General features: G+C 52.1%; 26 protein-coding genes. 18 read left to right on the top strand and 8 right to left on the bottom strand.

From position 1 onward, the window contains the following. Positions 1-61: 61 nt before the first annotated feature. Positions 62-2,056, top strand: a complete 1,995-nt coding sequence (pulA, locus tag KNP84_RS08620) for a type I pullulanase (RefSeq protein WP_215114628.1) — start codon at positions 62-64, stop codon at positions 2,054-2,056. Between the two features lie 18 nt (positions 2,057-2,074). Here the strand turns inward: pulA and KNP84_RS08615 are convergent, their stop codons facing one another. Then, the gene (locus KNP84_RS08615; RefSeq protein WP_021068148.1) at positions 2,075-2,239 is read right to left on the bottom strand and encodes a YycC family protein; all 165 of its coding nucleotides are present in this window, start codon (positions 2,237-2,239) and stop codon (positions 2,075-2,077) included. A gap of 140 nt (positions 2,240-2,379) precedes the next feature. Here KNP84_RS08615 and KNP84_RS08610 point away from each other — a divergent pair, with 140 nt between their 5' ends. From KNP84_RS08610 to KNP84_RS08595, 4 genes are all read left to right on the top strand, one after another. After that, the gene (locus tag KNP84_RS08610; RefSeq protein ID WP_021068149.1) at positions 2,380-3,171 is read left to right on the top strand and encodes a hypothetical protein; all 792 of its coding nucleotides are present in this window, start codon (positions 2,380-2,382) and stop codon (positions 3,169-3,171) included. Positions 3,172-3,274: 103 nt separating this feature from the next. Continuing rightward, positions 3,275-5,398, top strand: a complete 2,124-nt coding sequence (locus KNP84_RS08605; RefSeq protein WP_029596244.1) for an MMPL family transporter — start codon at positions 3,275-3,277, stop codon at positions 5,396-5,398. Between the two features lie 253 nt (positions 5,399-5,651). Further along, the gene (locus tag KNP84_RS08600; protein WP_215114627.1) at positions 5,652-6,287 is read left to right on the top strand and encodes a YitT family protein; all 636 of its coding nucleotides are present in this window, start codon (positions 5,652-5,654) and stop codon (positions 6,285-6,287) included. 80 nt (positions 6,288-6,367) lie between these two features. Further along, the gene (locus tag KNP84_RS08595) at positions 6,368-7,090 is read left to right on the top strand and encodes a YwiC-like family protein (RefSeq protein WP_058765494.1); all 723 of its coding nucleotides are present in this window, start codon (positions 6,368-6,370) and stop codon (positions 7,088-7,090) included. A 21-nt stretch (positions 7,091-7,111) separates the two neighbouring features. On the opposite strand, the gene KNP84_RS08590 is transcribed toward KNP84_RS08595, so the two are convergent. The 3 genes from KNP84_RS08590 to KNP84_RS08580 all read right to left on the bottom strand — a co-directional run bounded on the left by KNP84_RS08590 (position 7,112) and on the right by KNP84_RS08580 (position 8,911). After that, entirely contained in the window at positions 7,112-8,056 is a 945-nt protein-coding gene (locus KNP84_RS08590; protein ID WP_251131198.1) for a DUF4003 family protein, read from the bottom strand. 90 nt (positions 8,057-8,146) lie between these two features. Next, positions 8,147-8,578, bottom strand: a complete 432-nt coding sequence (locus tag KNP84_RS08585) for a type III secretion system chaperone family protein (protein WP_016509669.1) — start codon at positions 8,576-8,578, stop codon at positions 8,147-8,149. 66 nt (positions 8,579-8,644) lie between these two features. Next, on the bottom strand, positions 8,645-8,911 hold the full coding sequence (locus KNP84_RS08580) for a metal-sensitive transcriptional regulator (protein ID WP_021068154.1): 267 nt from the start codon (positions 8,909-8,911) through the stop codon (positions 8,645-8,647). 286 nt (positions 8,912-9,197) lie between these two features. On the opposite strand from KNP84_RS08580, the gene KNP84_RS08575 reads away from it, so the two are divergent. From KNP84_RS08575 to KNP84_RS08555, 5 genes are all read left to right on the top strand, one after another. Further along, the gene (locus KNP84_RS08575; RefSeq protein ID WP_021068155.1) at positions 9,198-9,503 is read left to right on the top strand and encodes a rhodanese-like domain-containing protein; all 306 of its coding nucleotides are present in this window, start codon (positions 9,198-9,200) and stop codon (positions 9,501-9,503) included. Then, positions 9,500-11,968, top strand: coding sequence for a CoA-disulfide reductase (locus KNP84_RS08570; protein ID WP_215114626.1), 2,469 nt, complete (start codon positions 9,500-9,502; stop codon positions 11,966-11,968). Before KNP84_RS08575 ends, KNP84_RS08570 begins: the two co-directional genes overlap by 4 nt. Before the next feature lie 181 nt (positions 11,969-12,149). Beyond that, the gene (locus tag KNP84_RS08565; RefSeq protein ID WP_021068157.1) at positions 12,150-13,592 is read left to right on the top strand and encodes an alanine/glycine:cation symporter family protein; all 1,443 of its coding nucleotides are present in this window, start codon (positions 12,150-12,152) and stop codon (positions 13,590-13,592) included. Between the two features lie 81 nt (positions 13,593-13,673). Further along, positions 13,674-14,132 (top strand): DUF1877 family protein, encoded by a 459-nt coding sequence (locus KNP84_RS08560; protein WP_251131197.1) that lies wholly within the window; start codon positions 13,674-13,676, stop codon positions 14,130-14,132. 65 nt (positions 14,133-14,197) lie between these two features. Further along, entirely contained in the window at positions 14,198-14,650 is a 453-nt protein-coding gene (locus tag KNP84_RS08555; RefSeq protein WP_214801489.1) for a hypothetical protein, read from the top strand. 43 nt (positions 14,651-14,693) lie between these two features. Here KNP84_RS08555 and KNP84_RS08550 read toward each other — a convergent pair whose 3' ends face one another. Beyond that, a complete protein-coding gene (locus KNP84_RS08550; RefSeq protein WP_215114625.1) occupies positions 14,694-15,701 on the bottom strand; it encodes a metal ABC transporter solute-binding protein, Zn/Mn family in 1,008 nt (335 codons plus the stop codon). Positions 15,702-15,873: 172 nt separating this feature from the next. On the opposite strand from KNP84_RS08550, the gene KNP84_RS08545 reads away from it, so the two are divergent. The 3 genes from KNP84_RS08545 to KNP84_RS08535 all read left to right on the top strand — a co-directional run bounded on the left by KNP84_RS08545 (position 15,874) and on the right by KNP84_RS08535 (position 17,962). Continuing rightward, positions 15,874-16,809, top strand: a complete 936-nt coding sequence (locus tag KNP84_RS08545) for an alpha/beta hydrolase (RefSeq protein WP_214714980.1) — start codon at positions 15,874-15,876, stop codon at positions 16,807-16,809. 66 nt (positions 16,810-16,875) lie between these two features. Then, complete coding sequence (locus KNP84_RS08540; protein WP_215114624.1) at positions 16,876-17,475, top strand: histidine phosphatase family protein; 600 nt, start codon at positions 16,876-16,878, stop codon at positions 17,473-17,475. 10 nt (positions 17,476-17,485) lie between these two features. Continuing rightward, entirely contained in the window at positions 17,486-17,962 is a 477-nt protein-coding gene (locus KNP84_RS08535) for a DUF456 domain-containing protein (RefSeq protein ID WP_021068163.1), read from the top strand. Positions 17,963-18,036: 74 nt separating this feature from the next. On the opposite strand, the gene KNP84_RS08530 is transcribed toward KNP84_RS08535, so the two are convergent. After that, positions 18,037-18,552 (bottom strand): YwpF family protein, encoded by a 516-nt coding sequence (locus KNP84_RS08530; RefSeq protein WP_251131196.1) that lies wholly within the window; start codon positions 18,550-18,552, stop codon positions 18,037-18,039. Positions 18,553-18,623: 71 nt separating this feature from the next. Here KNP84_RS08530 and KNP84_RS08525 point away from each other — a divergent pair, with 71 nt between their 5' ends. Beyond that, a complete protein-coding gene (locus KNP84_RS08525) occupies positions 18,624-18,926 on the top strand; it encodes a hypothetical protein (RefSeq protein ID WP_021068165.1) in 303 nt (100 codons plus the stop codon). A 39-nt stretch (positions 18,927-18,965) separates the two neighbouring features. Here KNP84_RS08525 and KNP84_RS08520 read toward each other — a convergent pair whose 3' ends face one another. Next, the gene (locus KNP84_RS08520) at positions 18,966-20,411 is read right to left on the bottom strand and encodes a nicotinate phosphoribosyltransferase (protein WP_058765505.1); all 1,446 of its coding nucleotides are present in this window, start codon (positions 20,409-20,411) and stop codon (positions 18,966-18,968) included. Positions 20,412-20,433: 22 nt separating this feature from the next. Then, complete coding sequence (locus KNP84_RS08515; RefSeq protein WP_021068167.1) at positions 20,434-20,967, bottom strand: cysteine hydrolase family protein; 534 nt, start codon at positions 20,965-20,967, stop codon at positions 20,434-20,436. Between the two features lie 142 nt (positions 20,968-21,109). Here KNP84_RS08515 and KNP84_RS08510 point away from each other — a divergent pair, with 142 nt between their 5' ends. The 4 genes from KNP84_RS08510 (at position 21,110) to argC (ending at position 23,384) form a co-directional block, all read left to right on the top strand. Next, the gene (locus KNP84_RS08510; RefSeq protein WP_021068168.1) at positions 21,110-21,385 is read left to right on the top strand and encodes a 4a-hydroxytetrahydrobiopterin dehydratase; all 276 of its coding nucleotides are present in this window, start codon (positions 21,110-21,112) and stop codon (positions 21,383-21,385) included. Positions 21,386-21,392: 7 nt separating this feature from the next. Next, a complete protein-coding gene (locus KNP84_RS08505; protein ID WP_021068169.1) occupies positions 21,393-21,860 on the top strand; it encodes a hypothetical protein in 468 nt (155 codons plus the stop codon). A 33-nt stretch (positions 21,861-21,893) separates the two neighbouring features. After that, positions 21,894-22,211, top strand: a complete 318-nt coding sequence (locus KNP84_RS08500) for a hypothetical protein (RefSeq protein WP_021068170.1) — start codon at positions 21,894-21,896, stop codon at positions 22,209-22,211. A 147-nt stretch (positions 22,212-22,358) separates the two neighbouring features. Then, positions 22,359-23,384 (top strand): N-acetyl-gamma-glutamyl-phosphate reductase, encoded by a 1,026-nt coding sequence (gene argC, locus KNP84_RS08495; protein WP_215114623.1) that lies wholly within the window; start codon positions 22,359-22,361, stop codon positions 23,382-23,384. Positions 23,385-23,387 lie beyond the last annotated feature (3 nt).

Genomic DNA, 23,387 nt, shown 5'->3' with positions numbered 1-23,387 from the left:
ATCCTTTACAAGGGTTTTGTTATAATGATAGCAGATTTGAAGTAGTGAAGGAGTGAAAGAGATGGAACATACTATCGATCAACAGACAAATGTAGATTTAGACCATATGGCATATCACGGCAAAGACCTCGGGGTGACGTTTAAAAGTGACCTCATCCGGTTGCGGGTCTGGTCACCGGTTGCCGAAGAGATGACGGTAAAACTTTACCGGACACCGCGAGCGCGGAAGTTCGAACGGTTGTCGTTAGAACGGGCCGAGAAAGGGACGTGGGTCATCGAACTCGATCGTGCTTTGTTCGAAGGTCAGTTTTATGTGTTCGAGGCGGTCGTAGCTGGGAAGCGTATCGAATCGCTCGACCCGTATGCAAAAGTCGTCGGGGTCAATGGGAAGCGCGGGTGTCTGCTCGACCCATCTACGCTCAACCCAGACCATTGGGTCAAAGAACGTCCGCTCTTCCACTCGTCACAAGAAGCGGTCATCTATGAAGCGCACGTCCGTGATTTGACGAGTCATCCGGACAGTGGTGTCATGCATCGCGGGAAATTCCTCGGGATGACCGAAGTCGGAACGAAGACACCGACGGGTTATCCGACGGGTCTCGACTATATTACCGGGCTTGGCGTCACGCATCTCCAACTCATGCCGTTCTTCGATTACGGTTCAGTGAATGAGTCACGCGAGAGTGAGGCGAATTATAATTGGGGCTATGACCCGGTCCACTATTTTGCCGTCGAAGGCTCATACGCTTCCTCAGCGGATGATCCGGCCGCTCGCATCATCGAGTTGAAAGCGATGATTCAAGCACTTCACGATCGTGGCATCCGTGTCATCATGGACGTCGTGTTCAACCATACGTATGATGCATTGACGACGCCGCTCGGACAGTTCGTACCGGACTACTATTACCGCTTGAACGAGGACGGTACGCTCGCCGACGGTTCGGCGTGCGGGAACGATACGGCGTCCGAACGGGCGATGATGCGCAAATTGATCGTCGAATGTGTGTCGTATTGGGCGAAAGAGTTCATGATTGATGGCTTCCGCTTCGATTTGATGGGACTCCATGACGTCAAGACGATGAACCAGGTCCGCAGGGCGCTCGATCGCGTCGACCCATCGATTCTCGTGACCGGAGAAGGCTGGGATCTCGACACACCGCTTCCGGTCCGTAAAAAAGCGAACCAACATAACGCCCACAAGATGCCGCGCATCGCCCAGTTCAACGACGCGATTCGCGACGGTGTCCGTGGGGATGTGTTCATCGAAGACTTGCCAGGTTGGATCAGCGGCAACGCGGATATGACGGCGGACGTCAAACGTGGGATTGCCGGTGCAGTCACGAGCCAAAGCTTTGCTGACGAACCGAACCAAGTCGTGAACTATGTCGAGTGCCATGACAACTTGACGCTTTGGGACAAACTGGCCGTTACGAATCCGGACGACGATGAGACGACACGCCGCCGCCGGCATCGTCTCGCGACATCGATTGTGTTGCTCAGTCAAGGCATCCCGTTCCTGCATAGCGGTCAAGAGTTCTTCCGCACGAAAGACGGGGACGAGAACAGCTTCAATTCGGGGGAGGTCGTCAACCGTTTGGATTGGACGCGGGCCGAGCAAGAGACGCCGAGCGTCGAATATGTGAAGGGCTTGATCAGCCTGCGCAAACAATATCCGTTGTTCCGTCTTGAGAACGCGGAACAGATTCGTAAACATTTACGTTTCTTCGATGAAGACGAGGGCGTCATCGCCTTTGAACTGAGTCGCCACGTCGAAGGTTACGTCGAACGCCATCTCGTATACCATAACGGACTCGAAGAAGCGGTCGAGGTGAAACTACCGTCCGGCAAGTTCGAGGTCCATGTCGAAGATCACACCGTCAATTTGACGGCACCACGTCTCCTCGAGGAGCGGCATGTCACGGTCGCGCCGTTATCGACACTCGTCGTGACGGAACGCCGTCCGGATTACAGCAAATATGCGGTCGCCGGTGGAGCTGCCTTGGCTATCCTCGGTCTCTGGTATGTTGCGAAAAAACGGAAACCGAAACAAAAGTAAGCGCGAAAAAAGGAGACGTCATTCCGTCTCCTTTTCCTCGTTCGTTTCAGTTTTGGCTGCCTCGAGCTCCATCATCTTTTTGACGATGATGTGTTTTGGCATATGCATGAGTTCCTCGAGTGGGACGTTTAGCTTTTTGGCAAGCTCAACCGCCGTCTCGGGAGAGAGTTGAAGTGGGCGCATGAGGGTTCCTCCTTTCCAATTACGGGTATGCTACTGCCAGTATACAGGAAAAGTGGACAGATGGAGAATGTGTTCTGTGAACACATTCAAAATCGAAAAATGCGTCGTGCGTTGCTAAGCTGAAACTAGGAAGTGATCAAATGTACAAACAAGTAGCAGACTATCAATTTCATCAAACGGTTGAATGGTTAGAGCGCGTTGGTGGAGGATGGATGTTGTATTTGGCGCAAACCGGGTTTCTGTTTTTTGACGAGACGTTCCAAATCCGATGGGAACTCGAGTGGAAATGGGCACCTTGCGCACTATATATTGAACCACATGGTAGAAGAGCCGTCGCGCTATTTCGAGATTTGCAGACATACGGAGTCATGGATTTGACGAACGGGACGATGGAACGTCACCCAATTCCACGGACGTTCCATGACGATTGGTTCAGTAACCTGCACTACTGGTCAGGGGACGATTTGTATTTGTACTCGGCCGAATCAGATATCGTCGCCTTGAACTTGAACGATCACACGTTTCGGTATAGCCGTTACGAGGAGATCCCGGAGTTCGGGAACATCATCGAACTCGCATATCAATCGACCTATGATTTCGAACGATTCACGGCACCTGGCCTCGTGACCTTGTACGATGAACGGAATCAACAGTTCATGGTCGAGGACGTCGAAGCGGGCGCGCGTTGGAAGATTCCATACGGGGGTGACCGTGACTTGGTCATCGTCGATCAAATGGGTGTGACGACCGCCATCACCTCGATGACATCGTTCCAACTGTTTGAGCGCGATTGTGAAGTGTTCTCATCAGAAGTATGTGCCGAGACCGAATTGTTGAAAGTCGTCTTATTGGACGAGCCGGGCGACAGACTTGTCGTCCTATCGACGCCGCGTCGCTTCTGCCATAGTTGGCTGCAAGTGTTCGAGCGTTGACAATCCTGGACCAGGGCATGGTTCAGGATTTTTTTTACGAAGGCTTACAGAATCTCGTCTAAAAACGGGAACAGTCTTCTTAGATGGAGAGGAGTGGACAGGGATGGAACGATTAGGACAAGCGTTAGTCCGATGGCGCTACGCTGTCGTGTTAATTTGGACGGTATTGCTCGCGGTATCGGTATATTTCGGATTACAGTTGCCAAGTGAACTGCGCGGCAATGGATTTGCGATTCAAGACGGGCGCTTCGCCCAAGTGGAAGATACGTTGAACGACCGGTTCGACCGGGCCGGGGCCTCGATGATTGTCTTGTTGGAAGGTGGCGACCTTGATACGGTCATCGAGCAGCAACGGGATCGACTGATTGACGTCGATGGGGTCGACGGCGTGATCACGCCAGCCGAGAATCCCGATGCTCGCTCAGGGGACGCAGCTTACTTATTGCTCGAGTTCGAGGATTACGATACGGCCGAGGCGTCAATCGATGACGTTCGCAACGCCTTGATTCGAGATACGGATACAGACGTGCGATTGACCGGAGAGCCGGTCTTCGCGGATGACTTGAATGAAGCGTCGAAGAATGACTTGATTCGGGCCGAGTTGATTGGAATCCCGGTCGCGTTGCTCGTCCTCTTGCTCGTCTTCGGGACGCCGCTCGCCGCGGTCATGCCATTATTCGTTGGATTGATTACATTCATCGTGGCTGCCGGCTCGTTGTTCTTCTTTGCCCAGACGATGGAACTATCCATTTTCGTCTTGAATGCGGTCGCGATGATCGCCATCGCGCTCGGCATCGATTTTTCCCTATTGCTCGTCAACCGTTACCGGGAAGAGCTCGCACATGGGAAGTCGCGAGAGGCAGCCATCGTCCGAACGGTCGCGACGGCCGGACGTTCGATTCTGTTCTCAGGGCTTTGCGTGTTCGTCGGACTGGCCGGGTTGCTATTCATCCAAGTCGACGTGTTCCAAGCCATCGCGCTCGGTGCGCTGATTGCGGTGGCGGGCGCGGTCTTATCAGCGCTCACGCTGTTGCCGTCCGCCTTATATATCGTCGGAGATGCGATCAATAAAGGGCGTCTTATCAAAACGAATGAGACGCGTTCTGAAGTACGGTGGCAGAAGTTGGCCCGTTTCGTCATGAGACGCCCCGTCACGATGACGCTCGTCGCGCTCTTGCTGCTACTGCCAAGCCTCTGGTTCGTTCGTGACCTCGAACTGAACATCCCGGACGCCGATGCACTCCCGACCTCGTACGAGTCACGGGCCGCCCTTGAGCGGTGGGACGACGTGTTTGGGGAGACGTCGACCGATGCGGTGCTCTTGTTTGAGACGAATGACTTGACCGATTCGATGATTCTCGATGAATTGACTGCACTCACCGATGAGCTATCCGAGGATCCGATTGTCGACAACGTCACGACGTTCTTGACGGCATCCGGTCTCGAACCAGCCGAATTCCAACAACTCGCTGAAGCGGCACCAGAGCAACTCGAGGCGTTCGAACGTCTCGTCACGCTCGAAGGGAATACAGACCTTGCCCTCGTCAACGTTAGTTTCAACGTCCCGCCGAGTGATAAAGACGCGCAGGCGTTCGTCCGAGATTGGCGCGAGAGCGGTTTTGACGTCGGGGGACCAGCCGCGTTCAACGAAGAAATTTATGAAGAGATTTATGACAGTATCCCGTATGCGGTCGTGACTGTCATCTTGGCGACGATGGTCATTCTCATGTGGGCGTTCCGCTCGGTCTTGATTCCAATTAAGGCGATCATCATGAACGTGCTCGGTCTCGGGGCGACGTTCGGTCTGCTCGTCATCATCTTCGAATCAGGCTACGTGTACGATGCCGAGACGATCAGTATCTTGACCCCGGTGTTCATCTTCTCGCTCGTGTTCGGCCTATCGATGGACTACGAGGTGTTTCTCGTCTCGCGGATTGAGGAATATTATCGGGAGACCGGGGATAACGATTACGCGACGGAGATGGGACTCGCCAAGACGAGTAAAATCATCACGTCGGCCGCAGTCATCATGATTGTCGTCACGGGGGCGTTCGCTTTTACTGGTGTCAGTCCGATCAAACAGCTCGGTGTCGGCATCGCGCTCGCGATCTTTATCGATGCGACAATCATCCGGATTTTACTTGTCCCATCTTTGATGAAACTGCTCGGGGACTGGAACTGGTGGTGGTTCGGTAAGAAAGATTTACCGAAACGTAATCTACACTAAATATACATTTAATGAAACAATCGCGAGAGTATGTTAAAATAGTCTCATGATTACGCGCAATTTGGGAAAGGAAGGTCTTTATGGATACCGAGAGGACATGGCCTCTGTTTCAATTACCGGACTTCTAGCGTTGAGTTTTTACAAGCGACATCAATGTAAAAATCAACAAACGGAAGATCGGAGATGGAACAGATGGAACCGCGGCTACGACTGAGGATCCTCCTCTCCGTTGAAAACGGGGAGGACAATCGGAATGAAACGAGTTGCTACCATAGTGCTCGGAACGCTGATCATGGCGTTCGGTTATTATTATTTGAATGAACAGTTTGGTTTGGCAGAAGGGGGCTTCGTCGGGCTAGCATTGCTCGGCCGCTATTTATTTGATATCGATCCGGCGATCTCGATGATCGTACTCGATATCCCCTTCTTTTTAATCGCCCTTTGGTGGAAAGGCTGGCGCTTCGTCGGGCAAGCCGTGCTTGCCGCGGCGTCACTGTCGCTCAGCTACGCCATGTGGGATCGGTTGGATTTACTCACGTTCGATATCCAAGTGTGGCCGGCGACGTTGTTCGCCGCCATCGCGAGCGGGATTGTGACTGGTTACGGTCTCGGTCTCGTCTTGAAATCGGGCGGGGCGACCGGGGGCGACGATTTATTCGCACTCGGCCTATCAAAATGGACCGGCATATCGGTCGGGACGATTCTCATCATATTTGATGTCATCGTTTTGGCGATCTCGCTCATCTATTTGCCATTGTCGAATGCGCTTTATACGCTTCTCGCGGTCTCGATTGCAGGTCGTGTCGTCACGAAAATGTTGACGGACGATGTGGTCGAAGTAACCGTGCCAAGTGTGACCAAACTAAAAACAAAAAACGATCTCGCGTGAGATCGTTTTTTGTTTTGTAAAATTTATCACAGTTTTATAGTCATCTTTCTTCTACACTACACATAGAAGGAGGGAGTCACATGAAATGGATGATTCCAAAACAGCACGGCGCTTGGTCGATGCTAATCTTACCGTTCTTACTCGGCGGCATTGTCGGAGGGTGGACGCTCGCGCACATCCCGTTCGCCATCGCCTGGTTGTTCGTTTATATGGGTACATTTTTCTTGTTCCAATACATTAAGCAACGAAAAAAGTCACAAGAGCTGTTGCGCACGGTCGTGACGTATTTGACGATTGCGATTGTAGCCGCCATCCCGGTGTTTTTGTCCGAGTGGCGTCTTGTCTGGTTTGTCCTTGCTATGATTCCATTCGGTCTCACCAACGCCTACTTCGCCAAAATTAAGGATGAGCGCAACGTCTGGAACGACGTCAGCGCCGTCACCTCATTTTGCATCGGCGGGATGGCGAGCTATTATCTCGGGTCACATGCTTTGGACGGGACGATAGTGTGGATGTTCGCTTTGCCGTACTTATATTTCCTCGGAAGTATCTTTTTCGTCAAAACGATGATTCGGGAGAAGAAGAGCTTGTTTTATCGGAACGTATCATGGGGATATCACTTTTTGCTCGTCGCCATCTTCATCGCGTTTGGCTATCCGGTCTTGGCACTCGCTTACGTGCCGAGTCTCGTCCGGGCGGTCGCATTCTACGGCAAAACGATCCCCATCATGAAGATCGGGATCGTTGAAATCGCCAACTCAGTGTTCGTGCTCGGTTGTCTCAGTTGGTATTTATTTAGTTGAGAAGGGGAAACCCTTCTTTTTTTAGTCGCTCGAAGATGTGCTCGAAATGATAGCCACGGTCGCCGCTGCCGTTGCTGCCTGTTGCATGGCGAGCAGATGGGCGAACGTCCCGTGCAACAGTAAATCGCTCGCATCTTCCTTGATGTTGTTTGCCGCGACGAGTTGCAGGGCGACCGTCAACGCGTGGGTGTGGAACCAGCGATGCTTTTCCTTCTCAGCGTTCGTAATGTCGATCAGGTCGCGCTCGTCGTTGTCGTTCGGAGCCGCGACGATGGCCAAGAGGGCGAGCGCTGGCAGATGCTCATTTTTGACGGCGATTGCTTGTCCTTGGAGCCGCGCGCGCCACTCGAGCAGGCGGTTGATGACCTCGTCTGAAGGCAAGTCGCTAAAAGCAAGCAGATGGGAGACGAGTTGGAGCTCGTTTGAGCGGGGCAACTCGGCTTTCAACGCTTCGTAATGCGTCTCAATCCGTTGACTCAACGTATCGTGGTCATTGAACGCTTGAACGAGGACGAGGGCAGACAGAAGGTCTTCTTCGCTCGTCAGCCAAGGATGGTTTCGTTTGAACGTTTGATAGAGTGCGCTCGCCTCGTCAAGCCGGCGCTCGGGCTCATCGACGTTAATCAGTTGGCTCGCGATGAAGGGACGCAACATACTGAAGCGGAAGTGTTTCCGGTCGAGCAACGTATCGAGCCGGAGTGCCTCGTCGATGGCCGGTTCGATGTCTTCATACTTGGCATCGAGAAACGACAGCCAGACGAAATTATTGCTGCCGCGAAACTTGGAGAAGGCTTTCGTTTTCCGTTTGACGGCCGCTTGAGCCTGCTCAAACCGCGTTTCATCGAACGGGGTGTCGTGTATGGCATAATTGATGGCCATCAAGCGTCGGAAATCATCGGTGAACCACTTTGTCGCTCCTCTGATTGCCTCGAGCGCTTCGAGGTAATGCGTATAGTGTGTCATCATCAGCAATTCCTCCTTTTTCTCCTTATACGTGCCCAATCGAAAGAATGATTCAAAAACAGCCGCCCTGGATTCGTCCGGGGCGGCTGTTTGTTATTGGACTTGCGTATACAACTTCTGCATGTACTCGTTCACTTCGTCGGCCGCTTGGAACATCATGAATGAATGTTGCAAGATGATCTCTGGCGAGAAGCCGAGGTCGAGGTCGAGCGTCGAGGCGAGCGTGACATCACGGTCGCTGTCGAGCACGCAGCGGAAGTATTTGAACTCTTGGTTGAACTCGTTCAAGGCGTTCAGAATCGGTAGGTCTTCGACGTAATCCGGCACGTGTGTGACCGTCGCGGCATACAGTTCCGCATCTGTCGTCTTTTTATTGAAGGCGATAATCATAACGGGCTGAGCCCCGGATTTAGTCGTTTCACGCGTCAAAAATGTGACATGCGTTTCAGTTTCGCTCTCTTTGAACGTCATATTGCGTTCAGCGACGAGCGCTTTAAATGATTCTACTTTTTCTTCGAAGTTCACAAACAAGTCCCCCTTAAAAGTCGTTACTCTAACTTTCGCCCATTTGCGGAGGGAAAGCAAGGGGAACTAGCGTTTCATCAACATTTTGATGGCTTCTTCGACGGTTTCTGACGTATCTTCGCCATCTTGTTGGGCGGTGATGATGCACTGCTCCAAGTTCTTCGCGACGATGATGGTCGAGGCGCGGTCAAGCGCTGATCGAGCCGCACTTAACTGTGTCACGACGTCACGGCACTCTTTCCCTTCTTCCATCATGCGGATGATGGCCCGGATTTGTCCTTCGACCCGTTTCATCCGGTTCAACACTTTTGCATCGTATTGATACTGTTCCATTAGATTCACCTCTATATTCAAATCGTTCAGTAACCCAACTATTTATTGTGTAGTCTCATCTTAATACGTGGGGGAGTATGTGTCGAGCAACAACGTTTGATGTGAAACTTTTTCAAACGTTTACCGATTCGACAAACAAATCCCTTGCAATCAAATACCACAGGGGGTATATTAATGACGTGGAAGCGATATGTTCAACGAATCACAAACTTTCGTCGAACGCCCGCTACCAAGCTGACGAATAAATAAGTGAAATATTATAGATCAAAAGGATGGGTAAACAAACATGAAAGCATCTGCCTTGAAACGTCAAATGGATTTTGAAGTACCAGTCAACATCGTCGACGTTCGTGAACGTGACGAGTTCCAAGAAGCGCACATTGCTGGCGCGACAAATTATCCGCTCTCCGAAATGTCGGAATGGATTGAGACGCTCAATCCTGAAGAAGAGTACATCGTCCTTTGTCGCTCAGGTGCTCGCAGCACGCAGGCGACTTGGCAAATGGAAGCGAAAGGTTATAAAGTGGTCAATATAGAAGATGGCTTGATGAGCTGGCCAGGTGAAGTCGTCAAAGGAGGAAATGCGCAATGAGTAAAAAAATCGTAATCGTCGGTGGGGTCGCCGGTGGTGCTTCGGCAGCCGCCCGCCTTCGTCGCTTAAATGAAGAGAATCATATCGTCATGTTCGATCGGGGCGAGTATATCTCGTTCGCGAACTGTGGTCTTCCCTATTACATCGGTGACGTGATTCAAGACCGTCAAAAATTGCTCGTTCAAACCGTCGAAGGGATGAACAAGCGTTTCCAACTCGACATCCGTAACTTGACGGAAGTGACGAAAATCAACCGTGCCGAGAAGACGGTGTCGGTGAAAAACGTCAAGACAGGTGAGACGTACGATGAGTCATATGATGTGCTCGTCTTGTCACCAGGGGCGAAACCGATTCGTCCGAACATCCCTGGGATTGAAGAAGCAGAAGACATCTTCACGCTCCGTAACATCCCAGATACGGATAAAATCCGTAGCTACGTCGATGATCAAGCGCCAAAACACGCGACGGTCATCGGTGGCGGCTTCATTGGAATCGAAATGGCTGAAAACTTACGGGAGCGTGGCGTCGACGTCACGCTCGTCGAGATGGCCGATCAAGTCATGACACCGCTCGACCGCGAGATGGTCTCACCGGTTCACGAGCACATGCGCCTTCACGGCGTCGATCTTCAGCTTTCTGACGGTGTCGACTCGTTCTCTGAGAAAGGGAAACGTGTCCACTTGACGAGCGGTCGCGTCATCGAGACCGATATGGTCGTCTTATCAATCGGTGTCGTGCCCGAATCGTCGATTGCAACGGAAGCAGGTCTTGAGACAGGTATTCGTGGCGCCATCCGCGTCAACGAGAAGATGCTCACGTCAGACCCGAACATCTACGCGATTGGTGACGCCGTCGAAGTGCTCGATTATATCTTTAAAGAGCCGACGGTCGTTCCACTCGCATGGCCGGCCAACCGCCAAGGTCGTCTTGTCGCCGATATCATCAACGGTCGTGACGTTAAATACAACGGAACGATGGGGACTGGGATTGCCAAAGTATTCGATATGACCGTCGCCTCGACAGGTTGGAACGAGAAGCGTTTGACAGCAGCCGGTAAAGAGTTCGAAGCCGTCCACGTGCACCCGGGTTCACATGCGGGTTATTACCCAGGATCGACACCCGTATCACTCAAACTCTTGTTCCATCCGACGACAGGTGAAATCTACGGCGCGCAAGGCGTGGGGATGAACGGCGTCGATAAACGGATCGATGTGATTGCGACAGCGATGAAAGGTGGCTTGACGGTCCTTGACCTTCCAGACCTTGAACTCAGCTACGCACCACCGTTCAGCTCAGCGAAAGATCCGGTCAACATGATCGGTTACGTCGCGTCGAACGTCGTCCTCGGCGATAACGAAGTCGTGCACTGGAATGAGATTGACGAGTTGGTCCAAAACGGCGCGACATTGCTCGACGTCCGTGACGAGTCAGAACATGAACTTGGCAAAATTCCTGGTTCAATCAACGTTCCGCTCAACTCGCTACGCGATCACTTGGACAACTACAGCAAAGACGAAACGATTTATGTGACATGCCAAGTCGGACTTCGCGGATATCTCGCATCCCGCATCTTGCGTCAAAACGGATTCAAGGTTAAAAACTTGAGCGGTGGCTACAAGACGTGGTCACAAGTAAAACGCGATTTCGATGCCATCGAGGCAGACGCATCGGCAGCAAATGAGACTGCCGCAACAGCAACGGAGGAGGCACCACCAGTAATGATGAATGAACCGATCGGGGAACCGATTTTCCTAGATACGTGCGGTCTGCAATGCCCGGGACCAATCTTAGAAGTCAATAAAAAAGTAGCCGAACTCGGCGAAGGCGAGACGCTCCGCGTCCTCGCAAGTGATCCTGGCTTCTTTGCGGACATCGAAGCATGGGCGAAGAAAACGGGCAACAAGCTCGTCTCGAAACAATTTGTGAACGGTCGCGTCGAAGCCGTCCTTCAAAAAGGCCAAGGCCCTGCAGCCGTCCAAGCGGGCGCACCGGCAGGCGACGGCGCATCGATGGTCGTGTTCAGTGGAGACCTCGACCGTGCACTCGCATCGTTCATCATCGCGCAAGGTGCAGCGGCAATGGGTAAAGACGTCACGATGTTCTTCACGTTCTGGGGACTCAACGTCATCCGTAAACCAGATGCACCAGAAGTGAAAAAGCAAGGCCTCGAGAAGATGTTCGGCATGATGATGCCATCTCATGCAGGTGAGCTTCCGCTCTCGAACATGAACTTCGGTGGCGTTGGTCAGAAGATGATGAAGAAAGTGATGAGCGACAAAAATGTCCCGTCACTCGATCAAATGATTAAATCGGCTCAAGAGGCAGGCGTCAAAATGGTCGCTTGTACGATGTCGATGGACGTCATGGGAATTAAAGAAGAAGAGTTAATCGACGGCATCGATCTCGGTGGTGTGGCAGCATACCTCGGGGCAGCCGAAGGTGGTAACTTGAACCTCTTTATCTAATCAAATGAGATAATCTAGTCGACCGGTCACGTGACCGGTCGCTTTTTTGTTGTTCGACACCGAAAATGAAAATTGTCGAAAAAGATTGCATTTTTTTAACGTTTTTCCTATAATTCTACTCATGTAAAGAAAGTTAACATAACTTTTTCTTATAACTTACACATACACGGAGGATTTAAAGATGGAGAAATTCGTAGAAGATCTCGTTACAAACGCCAACGACCTGCTCTGGTCGTCAGTGCTAATCGTTGTCCTTGTCGCCTTAGGTTTGTATTTCACCGTTCGCATGGGGTTCGTCCAGTTCCGGATGTTGCCTGAAATGTTCCGCCTCTTGTTCAAAGACGGCATGAAGCGTGAAAAAGGCCAAGTCTCGTCATTCCAAGCGTTCGCCATCGGGACGGCTGCACGCGTCGGGACCGGGAACATTGCCGGTGTCGCGACTGCCATCGCGCTCGGAGGCCCGGGAGCCGTCTTTTGGATGTGGCTGATCGCGCTCATCGGATCGGCTTCGGCATTCGTCGAAAGTACGCTCGCGCAAGTATATAAAATTCGCGACGGTCGCACATGGCGCGGTGGTCCGGCTTACTATATGGAACGTGCGCTCGGTCAGCGCTGGCTCGGGATTTTATTCGCCATCTTGATCACGTTCTCGTTCGGCTTCGCCTTCAACTCGGTTCAATCGAACACGATTTCGTTGTCAGTCAGCAACCAGTTCGGGATTAGCACGACGACAGTCGGTCTCGTCTTGGCTGTCGTGACAGCCATCGTCATCTTCGGCGGGATTCAATCAATCGCCGTGCTCTCGAGTATCATCGTGCCGATTATGGCTGGCGGTTACATCTTGCTCGCCGGGTGGGTCATGATTTCGAACGCCTCATTGTTGCCGGAAGTCTTCGGCTTGATTTTCTCAGAAGGAATCTTTGGACTTCAACAATTGTTCGGTGGTGCCATCGGAGCGATGGTGCTCCAAGGAATCCGACGCGGTCTCTTCTCGAACGAAGCGGGGATGGGTTCAGCCCCGAACGCAGCGGCGACTGCTGAAGTATCGCATCCGGTCAAACAAGGATTGATTCAATCGTTCAGCGTCTTCGTCGACACGCTTCTCGTCTGTACGTCGACAGCGATGATTATCCTGTTGTCAGGTGTCGCCGGTTCAGAGTCGTTCGCAGGTGTCGAATTGACACAAGCAGCGCTCACAGCAGAGATTGGTCCGATGGCGACATCGTTCCTCACGATCGCGATTTTCTTATTCGCGTTCAGCTCGATTCTTGGAAACTACTACTATGGTGAGACGAACATCCAGTTCATCTCGGATAAAAAGATTTACGTCACACTCTACCGCATCGGTGTCGTCGGCATGGTCCTCTTTGGAGCCGTCCGTTCGGCCGGTCTCGTCTGGTCAATCGCGGACGTGTTCATGGGTCTCATGGCACTCGTCAATTTGTATGCGATTTTCCGTCTCGCAAAAGTTGCCCGTCTCGTCCTCGACGATTACTTGGAGCAACGCCGTCAAGGTGAAGATCCGGTCTTCTACGCCGATTCGATTGAAGATCTGCCAGGTCGCGAGTACATCGAAGCTTGGGAATCAGAAGAAGAAGTCAAAACAGGCACGATCCGTTCATAAACGACAAACCGTCTACGAAAGCGCGTAGACGGTTTTTTTGCGCCCGAAAGATGGGTAAACTGAAGAAAAGGGGGGCGTTCAATGATGGAGACGACACACTATATACGCATTTCCCCGGAAGTATGGGTCTCGTTCGGCCAAGACCCGGAAATGATTTTAGATTGGCTGCTGCACGTGCACAGTCAACAACGTGACACGTATGAGACATTGACGCTCCCTAGGATCGAACGCTTCCAAAAGATTCTTGGACAAATCGAGATTTATATCGATGGGGATGACACGTATAACTTAGAGATGGCCGTCATCGGGGAAGAGTTGATCGTCAATGAGAAGCAGGCGGTCGTTGTCGGGATTTTGACGCCGCAGCTCCTCCATATCGTCAAAGATGCGATGAACGCATTCACGAAAGAAGATGTGGCCGATATGGCGTTCGTCGACCATGACGGGTTCGATGAAGTTTGGCTCAAATGGACGCTGTTGAAACGATTCTGTGAAGAGGCGAGTGAGCGGGATGAGCTCGTGTTGATTTACTATGAATGAACAGGCTATGAAAACAACTTGAAAATTGGTAAACTATTACAAATGGTTTCTCAAGGAGTGGACGTATGCTTGATTTCTTTGCCCAAATGACGTTTGTCATCGGTATCTTAAGCCCAATCTTCGCGTATCGGGCAGGTCGTAAACAGTTAGGTCGAATCAATCTCGTCACTGTGTTTGCATTTTTGATTATATGGTTTTACGTCATCTCGACGGGTCCAGCCTATAATCATCCGATTTCGATGCTCTTCTACGCTTTGATTGTAGTGAACTGTGGCTTCGCCATAGGGAATAGTGTGCTCTTCCTACGCGAACGCAATCCATTGCTGAGTTTGAAGAAGCTGCTCGCGACGCTTCTCTGTTTGACGGTGCTCTGTTTCGTGTTCATTGAACTGATGTACCCGACGAACGTGATGAGCGATACGCTTCTTCAAACAGTGATGCTGACGGTGCCGATTTTCGTATGCGGCGTCATTTGGGCGAGGCTTCGACAAATCGACCGGGAACCAGAACACACATAAACAGCTCGACGCCAACGCGCCGAGCTGTTTTTTTTTGAGACTCTTATTTCAATGCCGTCTCAAGCGCTTTGACGTTCTCGCGCATGAGGTCGAAGTAAGTCTTATCCATTTGCTCTTTCGTGACCGATTCCAAGTTGTAAATCGTCACCGTCTCCGCACCGATTTCGTTTTGAACGACCTGGGCGACTTTTGGTGTCACCGTGTCTTCGAAAGCGATGTGCGTCAAGTCGTGAAGTTGTGCCTCTTCGATGACGCGCTTCAACGCTTGTTGCGACGGTTCTTCTGCAGGTGTGAGACCCGTGATTGGAAGTTGGTCAAAGCCGTACCGTTCCGCCAAGTAACCGTAGGCTGCATGCGTCACGAGGAGCTCAGACTTCGAGCCGCCGTCGACTGCTGCTTTGAGCTCGGCGTCGAGCGTGTCGGCCTCTTCTTTGAAGGTGCTTAAACGATCCGCGAACTCATCTTTATAGTCAGGGGCCTGTTCGCTGAATGCCGCTTCGACCGCTTCAGCCATCGAGACGGCATTCATTGGATCGAGCCAGACGTGTGGGTCGTACTGGCCGTGGTTATGGCCATCATCTTCGCTATGACCGGCCTCTTCATCGGCATGGTCATCTTCCTCGTGTCCGTGCTCGTCCTCACTATGCTCGTCCTCACCATGGACGTGGACCGTGTCTTCTGCCGAGAGGAGTGTGACGTCCTCGGCCGTTTTCACGAACGTGACGTTCTCATTGGCCAAGCTCTTTTCCATCGACTCGACGTATGGTTCGAGGTCATGGCCGACCGTCAAGAACAAGTCCGCCTCGGCGATGTCGGTCATCTGCTTTGAGGTCGGCTCGTACGTATGGGGATCAGCGCCAGGCGGGATGACCATCTCGACACGGACGCGATCGCCCCCGATTTCCTCGGCGAATGATTTCAGGGCGAACGTTGACGCGTAGACGGTCAACTGGTCGCTCGTCTCCTCCGTCGCACCGCTCTCTTCATTACTTGCACATCCACCTAATAGAAGTGTGCCGGCAGCGGCGACACTTAATAACTTTTTATTCATGAACTCTTCCACCTGTCCTCTCTATGTGAACCTTTAAATCGTAACCGTTACGTTCTGTGACTGCGAGTTATATTATAGGTGGCGAATCCGTGCACGTCAAGTCCGACTTCAGATGGATGGTTTTTCGAGAAAAAGGGAATATGATTAAAAAAAGAACGAGGAGTGGATGTATATGAGAAAGGAGACCGCCTGGTTCGTCGGTGGCGCGGCGCTCGCGGCCGCCACGGCAGCCGGGGCCAGCGTGTGGAACCAGTATGGATCGCTCGTGCGTTGGCAAGAGCCCGAGTTGCCGGTGCGCCCCTCGACCCGCAAACGCCGGACTCACACGTACAAGATTGTCAATGACCGTCCGCTCCAGTTTGACGTGTATTATCCGCCAGGGGATGGACCGTTCCCGGTCGCGGTCTATGCCCATGGGGGGGCGTTCGTACGAGGGAATCGAGGCATGGTGACATTGTTCCATCCGTTGCTCGACCATTTTCTCGCCAAAGGGTTCGCCGTCATCAGCATCGACTATCGTCTGTTCGAGGACGGGGTCTATTTCCCGGATAACATTATCGACGTCTCCGATGCGCTTTGCTACTTGAAACAGCACGATGGTCTGCTCAACTTGGATATTAACCGACTGATCGTCTGGGGTGACTCGGCAGGTGCGGCCCTCGTCTTAGCGACGGCGCTCGATCGAAGCAAACAGTTCACCGGTGAACTAGGTGATGACGTGCCACCGATCAAAGGAGTCATCGCCCTCTATCCGCCGACGAATTTCTTATTGTTCAAGTTCATCCAGACGTGGCTCGCGCATTTGAAATTTTATGAGGGGAGCCGGGAGGCGTGGCGCGAGCTGATGGTGAAGTGTTCACCGGTCACGCATCTTTATGACGACGCCCCGCCCATCCTCATCTTGCACGGAAAGAAAGACCCAATCGTCCCGTTCGGACAGGCGCTCCATTTCGTGGAACATGCGAGCGAAGTCGGTGCGAACGTGCAACTGATTTCCTTCCCGAACGGTACGCATTCGTTAGCGAGCTTTCTCCAATCCGACAACCCGATCAAAGAAACGCAACTCATGGCCCGCATCGATCGTTTCATCGATGACGCGATGATGTGACGTTGCGCTTTTTCGCAAAGATGGTACGATGGGGTAGGATTTAGGAATCATAAAGGAGTGACTCGCGTGACAGAACTTTGCTTGGTCCGACATGGTCAGACCGATTGGAACTTTCAAGAAATCATTCAAGGACGGGAAGACATCCCGCTCAACGCACTCGGACATCGGCAGGCCGAAGAGAGTGCGGCCTTTTTAAGTCAAGAATCATGGGACGTCATCGTGGCGAGCCCGTTGTCACGGGCCGTCGACACGGCGCGTTACATCGCGGAGGCGTGCGGCATCGACGAATCACATATCATCCGAGACGAGCGTTTCATCGAGCGTGAATTCGGGGCTGCGTCGGGAAAACCGGTGCCGGGCATCTATGAAGCCGTCCAAGCCGATCACCAAGACCGCGTACCTGGTCTCGAGTCAGAAGACGAGATGCGCGCCCGTGTCTTGAGCGGTATGCACGATCTCGTCGAGACGCATGCCGGAAAACGTGTCATTGTCGTCTGTCATTCACATGCGATTAAAGCTGCGCTATCGGCGATTGACGACACGTATACGTTCCGTCATGCCATGCGCAACGCCTGCTCGAACTATATCGAACATCAAGATGGTCAGTTCGTGGTCAAGGCGGTCAATGTCGCCGACCATATTACGAATGTGATTGTCGCAAAGTGAGGAGAAACTCATGACGACATTGCTCTGGATATTCATCATCGCATCATTTATTGTCGCGTTCGCAGGATTGATTTATCCGGTCATCCCGAGCGTCTTGTTCTTATTCATCGGTTATGTGATTTACGGCTTCGGCTTCTCGTTCGAGCCGCTCACGTGGACATTTTGGCTCTGGCAGATTTTGTTCTTGATCTTCCTGTTCGTGGTCGACTATATCGTCACCCGGGCTACGGTCGATAAACGAGGCGGTTCTGAACGGGCGAAATGGGGAGCGACGATCGGTTTGATTGCAGGACCGTTCATCTTCCCGCTCGTCGGGGTACTCATCTTCCCGTTCATCTTCGCATTTTTAGCGGAACTCACGCTCGGGAAGTCGACGCGTGAAGCGTGGAGTATCGGTGTCGGGACCGTACTCGCTTTCCTCGGCAGCACGGTGCTCAAAGTTGTCGGGATGACGATGATGGTCATCTTGTTTTTCATCTACATTTGAGGCGAAGAAATTTCTTCGCCTTTTTGGGTTGAGTTATTTATAAAAACGGGGAAAGAAAAACAAGACCGTTCGACTTATTCGAACGATCCTGTCTTGACGAGCTGTGTGAAGGCGGAGCGGCTGAACGACTGCTGCTGTTCGACTTGTTTTTCGAAGAAGGACGGTTTGAGTTCGGCGTTCGCCACGCCTTCGGAAATCAACGAATCGAGCACTTGCTTGGTCGGGTCTTGTTTCGGCATCAGCATGAGCCCTTCCGCGACGAATGTGTGGTGGTCGCTGAGCGACCGTTCGCTCGTGAACGTCAGCGCGAGTGCGGCCGGGCGGTTCGCCGGTGACGTGATGACGGCTTCGGCAAGGAGTAGGATTCGCTTATTCAAATAGTGATGAAGCGTGACGGCAAATTCGGTCGGAACGAGCATCTCGAGGAGCCATTCGTTGTCATGCTCTTTCGAGATAATCAACCCATCGAGCAGTTCGACGGGGAGGTTCAACTCGTTGCCATACTCGTCTTGGACGAGGCGAACTTGGACTAGGCGGAACGTTTTCATCGTATCGATCCCTTCCACATTTTCTTTAATCCATCTTAACATAGTCTGGTTCGAAGATTGTGTTACGATAGCGGGGAAGCGACGTAAAAAATAGAGGACAAGGAGGCATCAAGATGAGTTGGGTTGTTGGCATAATCGGGTATATCGCGATTCTAGCAATCGGTTATTATGGTGTCCTTTTCTTCAAAGTAAAGCAGGAGCGGAGTCGGGCCGGATATCGAATCTTTCTCTTGCTCGCGGGATTGTTTTTCGTGAGCGGGAGTGATTATATCATCGCGTTGTTCCAAGGGGATACGGAAGCGACGTTTTGGCAACGGACCGTTTACTTCATATTGATTTTGATCTCTCTTTCAATCGCACTTTACTTTCGGAGAAAAGAAGATAAAATCCATGCGAATGAGATGACGACGGCATAAAACAAGAGGCTACGGAAAAAAATCCGCAGCCTCTTGTTTTTATTTCGGAATCCGTGTTTGACGAATCATTTCGAGTTTCAAGTCCCAGAGCGGTTTACTGAAGGTGACCGAATACACTTCCGGCAAGCGGAGGCGTTTATACTCTTCCCATAAACCGTTCATTTGCTCATGATGATACGCGCGAATGTCTGTCGCGTTCGGTAAGTCATAGACGCGTTCGCCGTCTTGGAAAATCGGGACGAGCAAACGTTTGACACTAAAGTTGCGTGTCTTGATGCGGAACGCTGGGTCGCGCACATCAATCAAGTCGATCTCTTTATACGTCTCGACCGGCTCGTCAGCTAGGGCGATATAATCCCCTTTGAATTTCCCGGTCTCGTTATCGATGATGCGATACAATTCTTTCTTGTGCGGTGTCGTCGTCTTCACTTTCGAAGACGAGACTTTGATGACCGGCTTCAGTTTCCCGTCGGCGCCTTCGCGGGCGACGAGCTTGTACACCATGCCGAGCGCGGGTTGTTCGTAGGCTGTGATGCCGCGCGTCCCGACGAGGAATGTGTCGGCTTCAGCGCCCTGCATCCGCAAGTCTTGAATGACGTACTCATCAAGGTCGCCCGAGACGACGATTTTGACGTAGTCGAGTCCGGCCGCATTCAATGCTTTTCGGGCCCGTTTCGACAAGTAGGCCAAGTCACCCGAGTCAAGTCGGACGGACTTCAAGCGATAACCTTTCGCCTCGAGTTCCTTGGCGACCGTGATCGCGTTCGGAAGACCGGACTTGAGCGTATCGTACGTGTCAATCAACAGGCTCGTGTTGTCTGGATACATCTCGGCGAACGAGCGGAACGCCTCAAGCTCCTCATCATGGAACTGGATGTCGGCGTGTTCCATCGTTCCGCCGGTAGGGACATCAAAATCGCGTCCGGCCGAAACCAAACTCGTGACGTCGAAACCGGCGATATAGGCGGCCCGAGTCCCGTAATACGCAGCATCGACGCCTTGAGCGCGGCGGGCGCCGCCTTCGAGCAACGTCTCATTCGGCGCGGCTTGACGGATGCGCGCGTATTTCGTTGCGATGAGTGACTCATGGTTGGCGATGTTCAAGAGCGCCGTCTGGAACAGCTTCGCCTCAAAAATTGTCGATTCGATGCGGACGACTTGTTCATTCGGGAAGATGACTTCTCCTTCACGGACGCTATAGAGCGAGCCGGTGAACTTGAAGTTGCGGAGTACGTCCGCAAACTCGTCCTCGAAGTCGAGTTGTTGTTTCAAGTAACGGATGTCCTCTTCCGTAAACGAGACGTTCTCTAAGTAGTGGACGATGTTTTGCAGGCCGGCGAAGACGACATATCCTCCGCTGAACGGGTTCGAGCGATAATAGAGGTCGAACACGACTCGTTCGTTGTGACGGCCTTGTTTCCAATAGATATACATCCAACGTGGGAGGTATAGGTCGGTGTGAAGCGCTAAGTTGCGATGTAACATAATCGTTCCTTTCTGTTTTACGTCACTTCCCGGTCACAGTGGCCCCGAGTGTCGTGACAAAATGTTCGAGCGCCCAATCGTGGCCGACTGGGTTGAAGCTTTGGACGGCGTCTGCGTGGACGACGATTGTATAGCCGAGGTTGTACGCGTCGACTGCCGTATGGAGCACACAAATATCCGTGCACACACCGACGAGATGGATTTCCGTGATGGCCCGTTCGCGTAAACGCAAATCAAGGTCGGTCCCGGCGAAGGCACTGTAGCGTGTCTTATCGATCCAATGGTCGGCCCGCGCTGCTGCCGCTTTGACGGTTCCATACAGTTCACGGCCTTCCGTGCCGCGGATGTTGTGGGGCGGGAAGAGCGTCGTCTCAGGATGATACGTGTCGCCGGCGTCGTGGACATCGTTCGCGATGACGACATAATCCTCGTCCGCAAACTCCTCGATTAACTGGACGATTCGTTCTTCTATGTCTTGCCCTGGTTTTCCACAAGTCAAACGACCCGTATCTGCGATAAAATCAAACGTGTAGTCGATCACAATCAATGCTCGCATGGCGAGATCTCCTCTCTCATGTGAAGAATAGTTGGCTATCCTTTTTATTCTAAATCATTTTGCGTAAAGCGAAAAAGATTATTTTTGATTGCGGTCGGGTACTAGGTGTAAGAAGAACTGTTTGCGAAAGGGGAATCAGCACATGCTGCTGTCATCAACCGAACTGTCAGAGCAACTGTCCCGCTTAAACGGCTGGGACGTTGTCGAAGGGGAATTGCAAAAGACGTATCGTCTCGAGACGTTTCCAGAGGCGATTCAATTCGTCCATCTCGTCGCCGATTTGGCGGAGTCGCTCGATCACCATCCGAACATCTTAATCGAGTATCGGAACGTCACGTTGACCGTGTCGACGCATGACGAAGGTGGAATCACGGAGAAAGACATCATGCTCGCGAAAGGTTGTGAGGAGCTTGTCTAAGCTATTCATGACATTTGCCTCAGGTACGGTCGCTGAACGATTGCGTCAACAACCGGGTGTGCTCGTCGCAAACGGAACGGAAACGATTTTACTCGCCGAAGGGGACAAGTCTCCGTTCCAGAGCGGAAAGACGTTTCAAATCGAAGAAGCAGAAGGACAATTCGCCCCGAAAGGGAATATTGTCTATGCGAACATTCCGGTCGATTCGAACGCCCGGTCGCTCTTGTTCCATCGTTTGTTGAAAGACAAATCACGTCTTGGGTCTGGCCATAGCGGTTTTGCCGCCTATCGGCTCGGTGTCGACCCAGAAGACAACCACGGGGTTGTTTTCATCCAATTCACCGAAGGCGGGAATCGTTTTCGTGATTCGACCGACTACATCTTGTTCCAAGAATGGCTGAAAGAAGCCGTCGAACAAAAAGGAGCAGGTCCGATCATAAAACACTATGTCGTCGATGCAACAGATGACCTATAATAAACATAACGTCACGTTAGGGGAGGATTTTTTATGAACAAGAACTATTTCTGGTTAGGTATGGCCGCAGGTGCCGTCATCGGAGCCGGGGCATCGCTTCTCCACAGAGAGACGCGCGAGCAACAAGTCAGCCAGCTCAAGCATATGAAATCACGACTCAAGTCACACGATACGTCTACACAAGCTCATTCGGTCGGCCTTCAAGCCTCTTCGAAAGCGAGTTTGAAAGATCGCGTCATGGATTTGAAGGCGCTCTACGAAGAGAACCAAGATACGATTCAAAATCTCGTCGAGGACGTGAAAGACTTGGTCGATGCGCTTCAAGACGCTCGTCATAAAAATCAAATCTAAGTCATCTCCACGGTCCGGTGCTGTTGCACCGGGCTGTTTTTTCATGTTCTGGAAAGACTCTCTTTGTTTATTTTGTATAAAAATACAATTGACAGTATAAATATACGTATGTTTTAATCAATTTATTCTTTTAAGGAGGTTCGGCAGATGATCACTTGTGGAATCGTCGGCGTCACGGGGTACGCCGGGATGGAGCTGTTAAAGCTGATCGGGAAACATCCCGAGTTCACGCTCGTCCGGGCGATGAGCGATTCGAGCACCGGGTTGACGCTCGCGCAACTGTATCCGTGGTTAGAGATTGAGGATTTGACGCTCGAGCCGTTCCGGGTGGACGCATTGGACGACATCGACGTCATCTTTTTAGCAACGCCAAGCGGAGTGTCGGCGCATTACGTGACGCAGTTGACGGAATATGAAGGGGTCGTCATCGATTTGAGTGGAGACTTACGTCTGCCGGCATCGAGCTACGAGACGTGGTATGGCAAACCGGCCGTACCGGCATCGCTTCAAGCACAGGCGGTATATGGATTGACGGAATGGAATCGAGACGCTGTAAGGTCGGCCGATTGGATTGCCAATCCCGGGTGTTACGCCACGGCGGTCGCGCTCGGCTTATTGCCGTTCGTGAACGGAGGCTGGATCGACCCGAACGAAATCATCGTCTCGGCCTGCTCCGGAATTACGGGAGCCGGGAAGGGACTCAGCGCCAAGACGCACCACGCCCGCTCCAACGAAAACGTGCAACTGTATAAAATCCATACGCATCAACACATCCCGGAGATTGAACAGACGCTTTATGCAGTGAGCGGGACGCAAGCGACCGTGTCACTCTCGACACACCTGTTGCCCATCAATCGAGGCATCATGGCGACGATGAGCGTCGTCCCGACGCTTGAGCAGAGCGAAGCGGATTGGGTGGACGCATTGCGACAGGCTTACGCGGATGAACCATTTATCCGGGTGCAACAAGGCGAACCGGAGATTCGAACTGCCGTCGGGTCGAACTACTGCGACTTGTGGGTGTATCTCGACCAACGAACGAATCGACTGACCATCATCTCGGTCATCGACAATATGCAAAAAGGTGCGGCCGGACAAGCGATTCAAAACGCCAATGTCCGCTTTGGATTAAACGAAACAGCCGGGTTGAATGAACAACCCCAGTACATATAAGGA

This window comes from Exiguobacterium sp. s70 (assembly GCF_018618315.1).
GTDB lineage: Bacteria > Bacillota > Bacilli > Exiguobacteriales > Exiguobacteriaceae > Exiguobacterium > Exiguobacterium chiriqhucha.
This window is presented reverse-complemented; position numbering and strand designations above follow the sequence as displayed.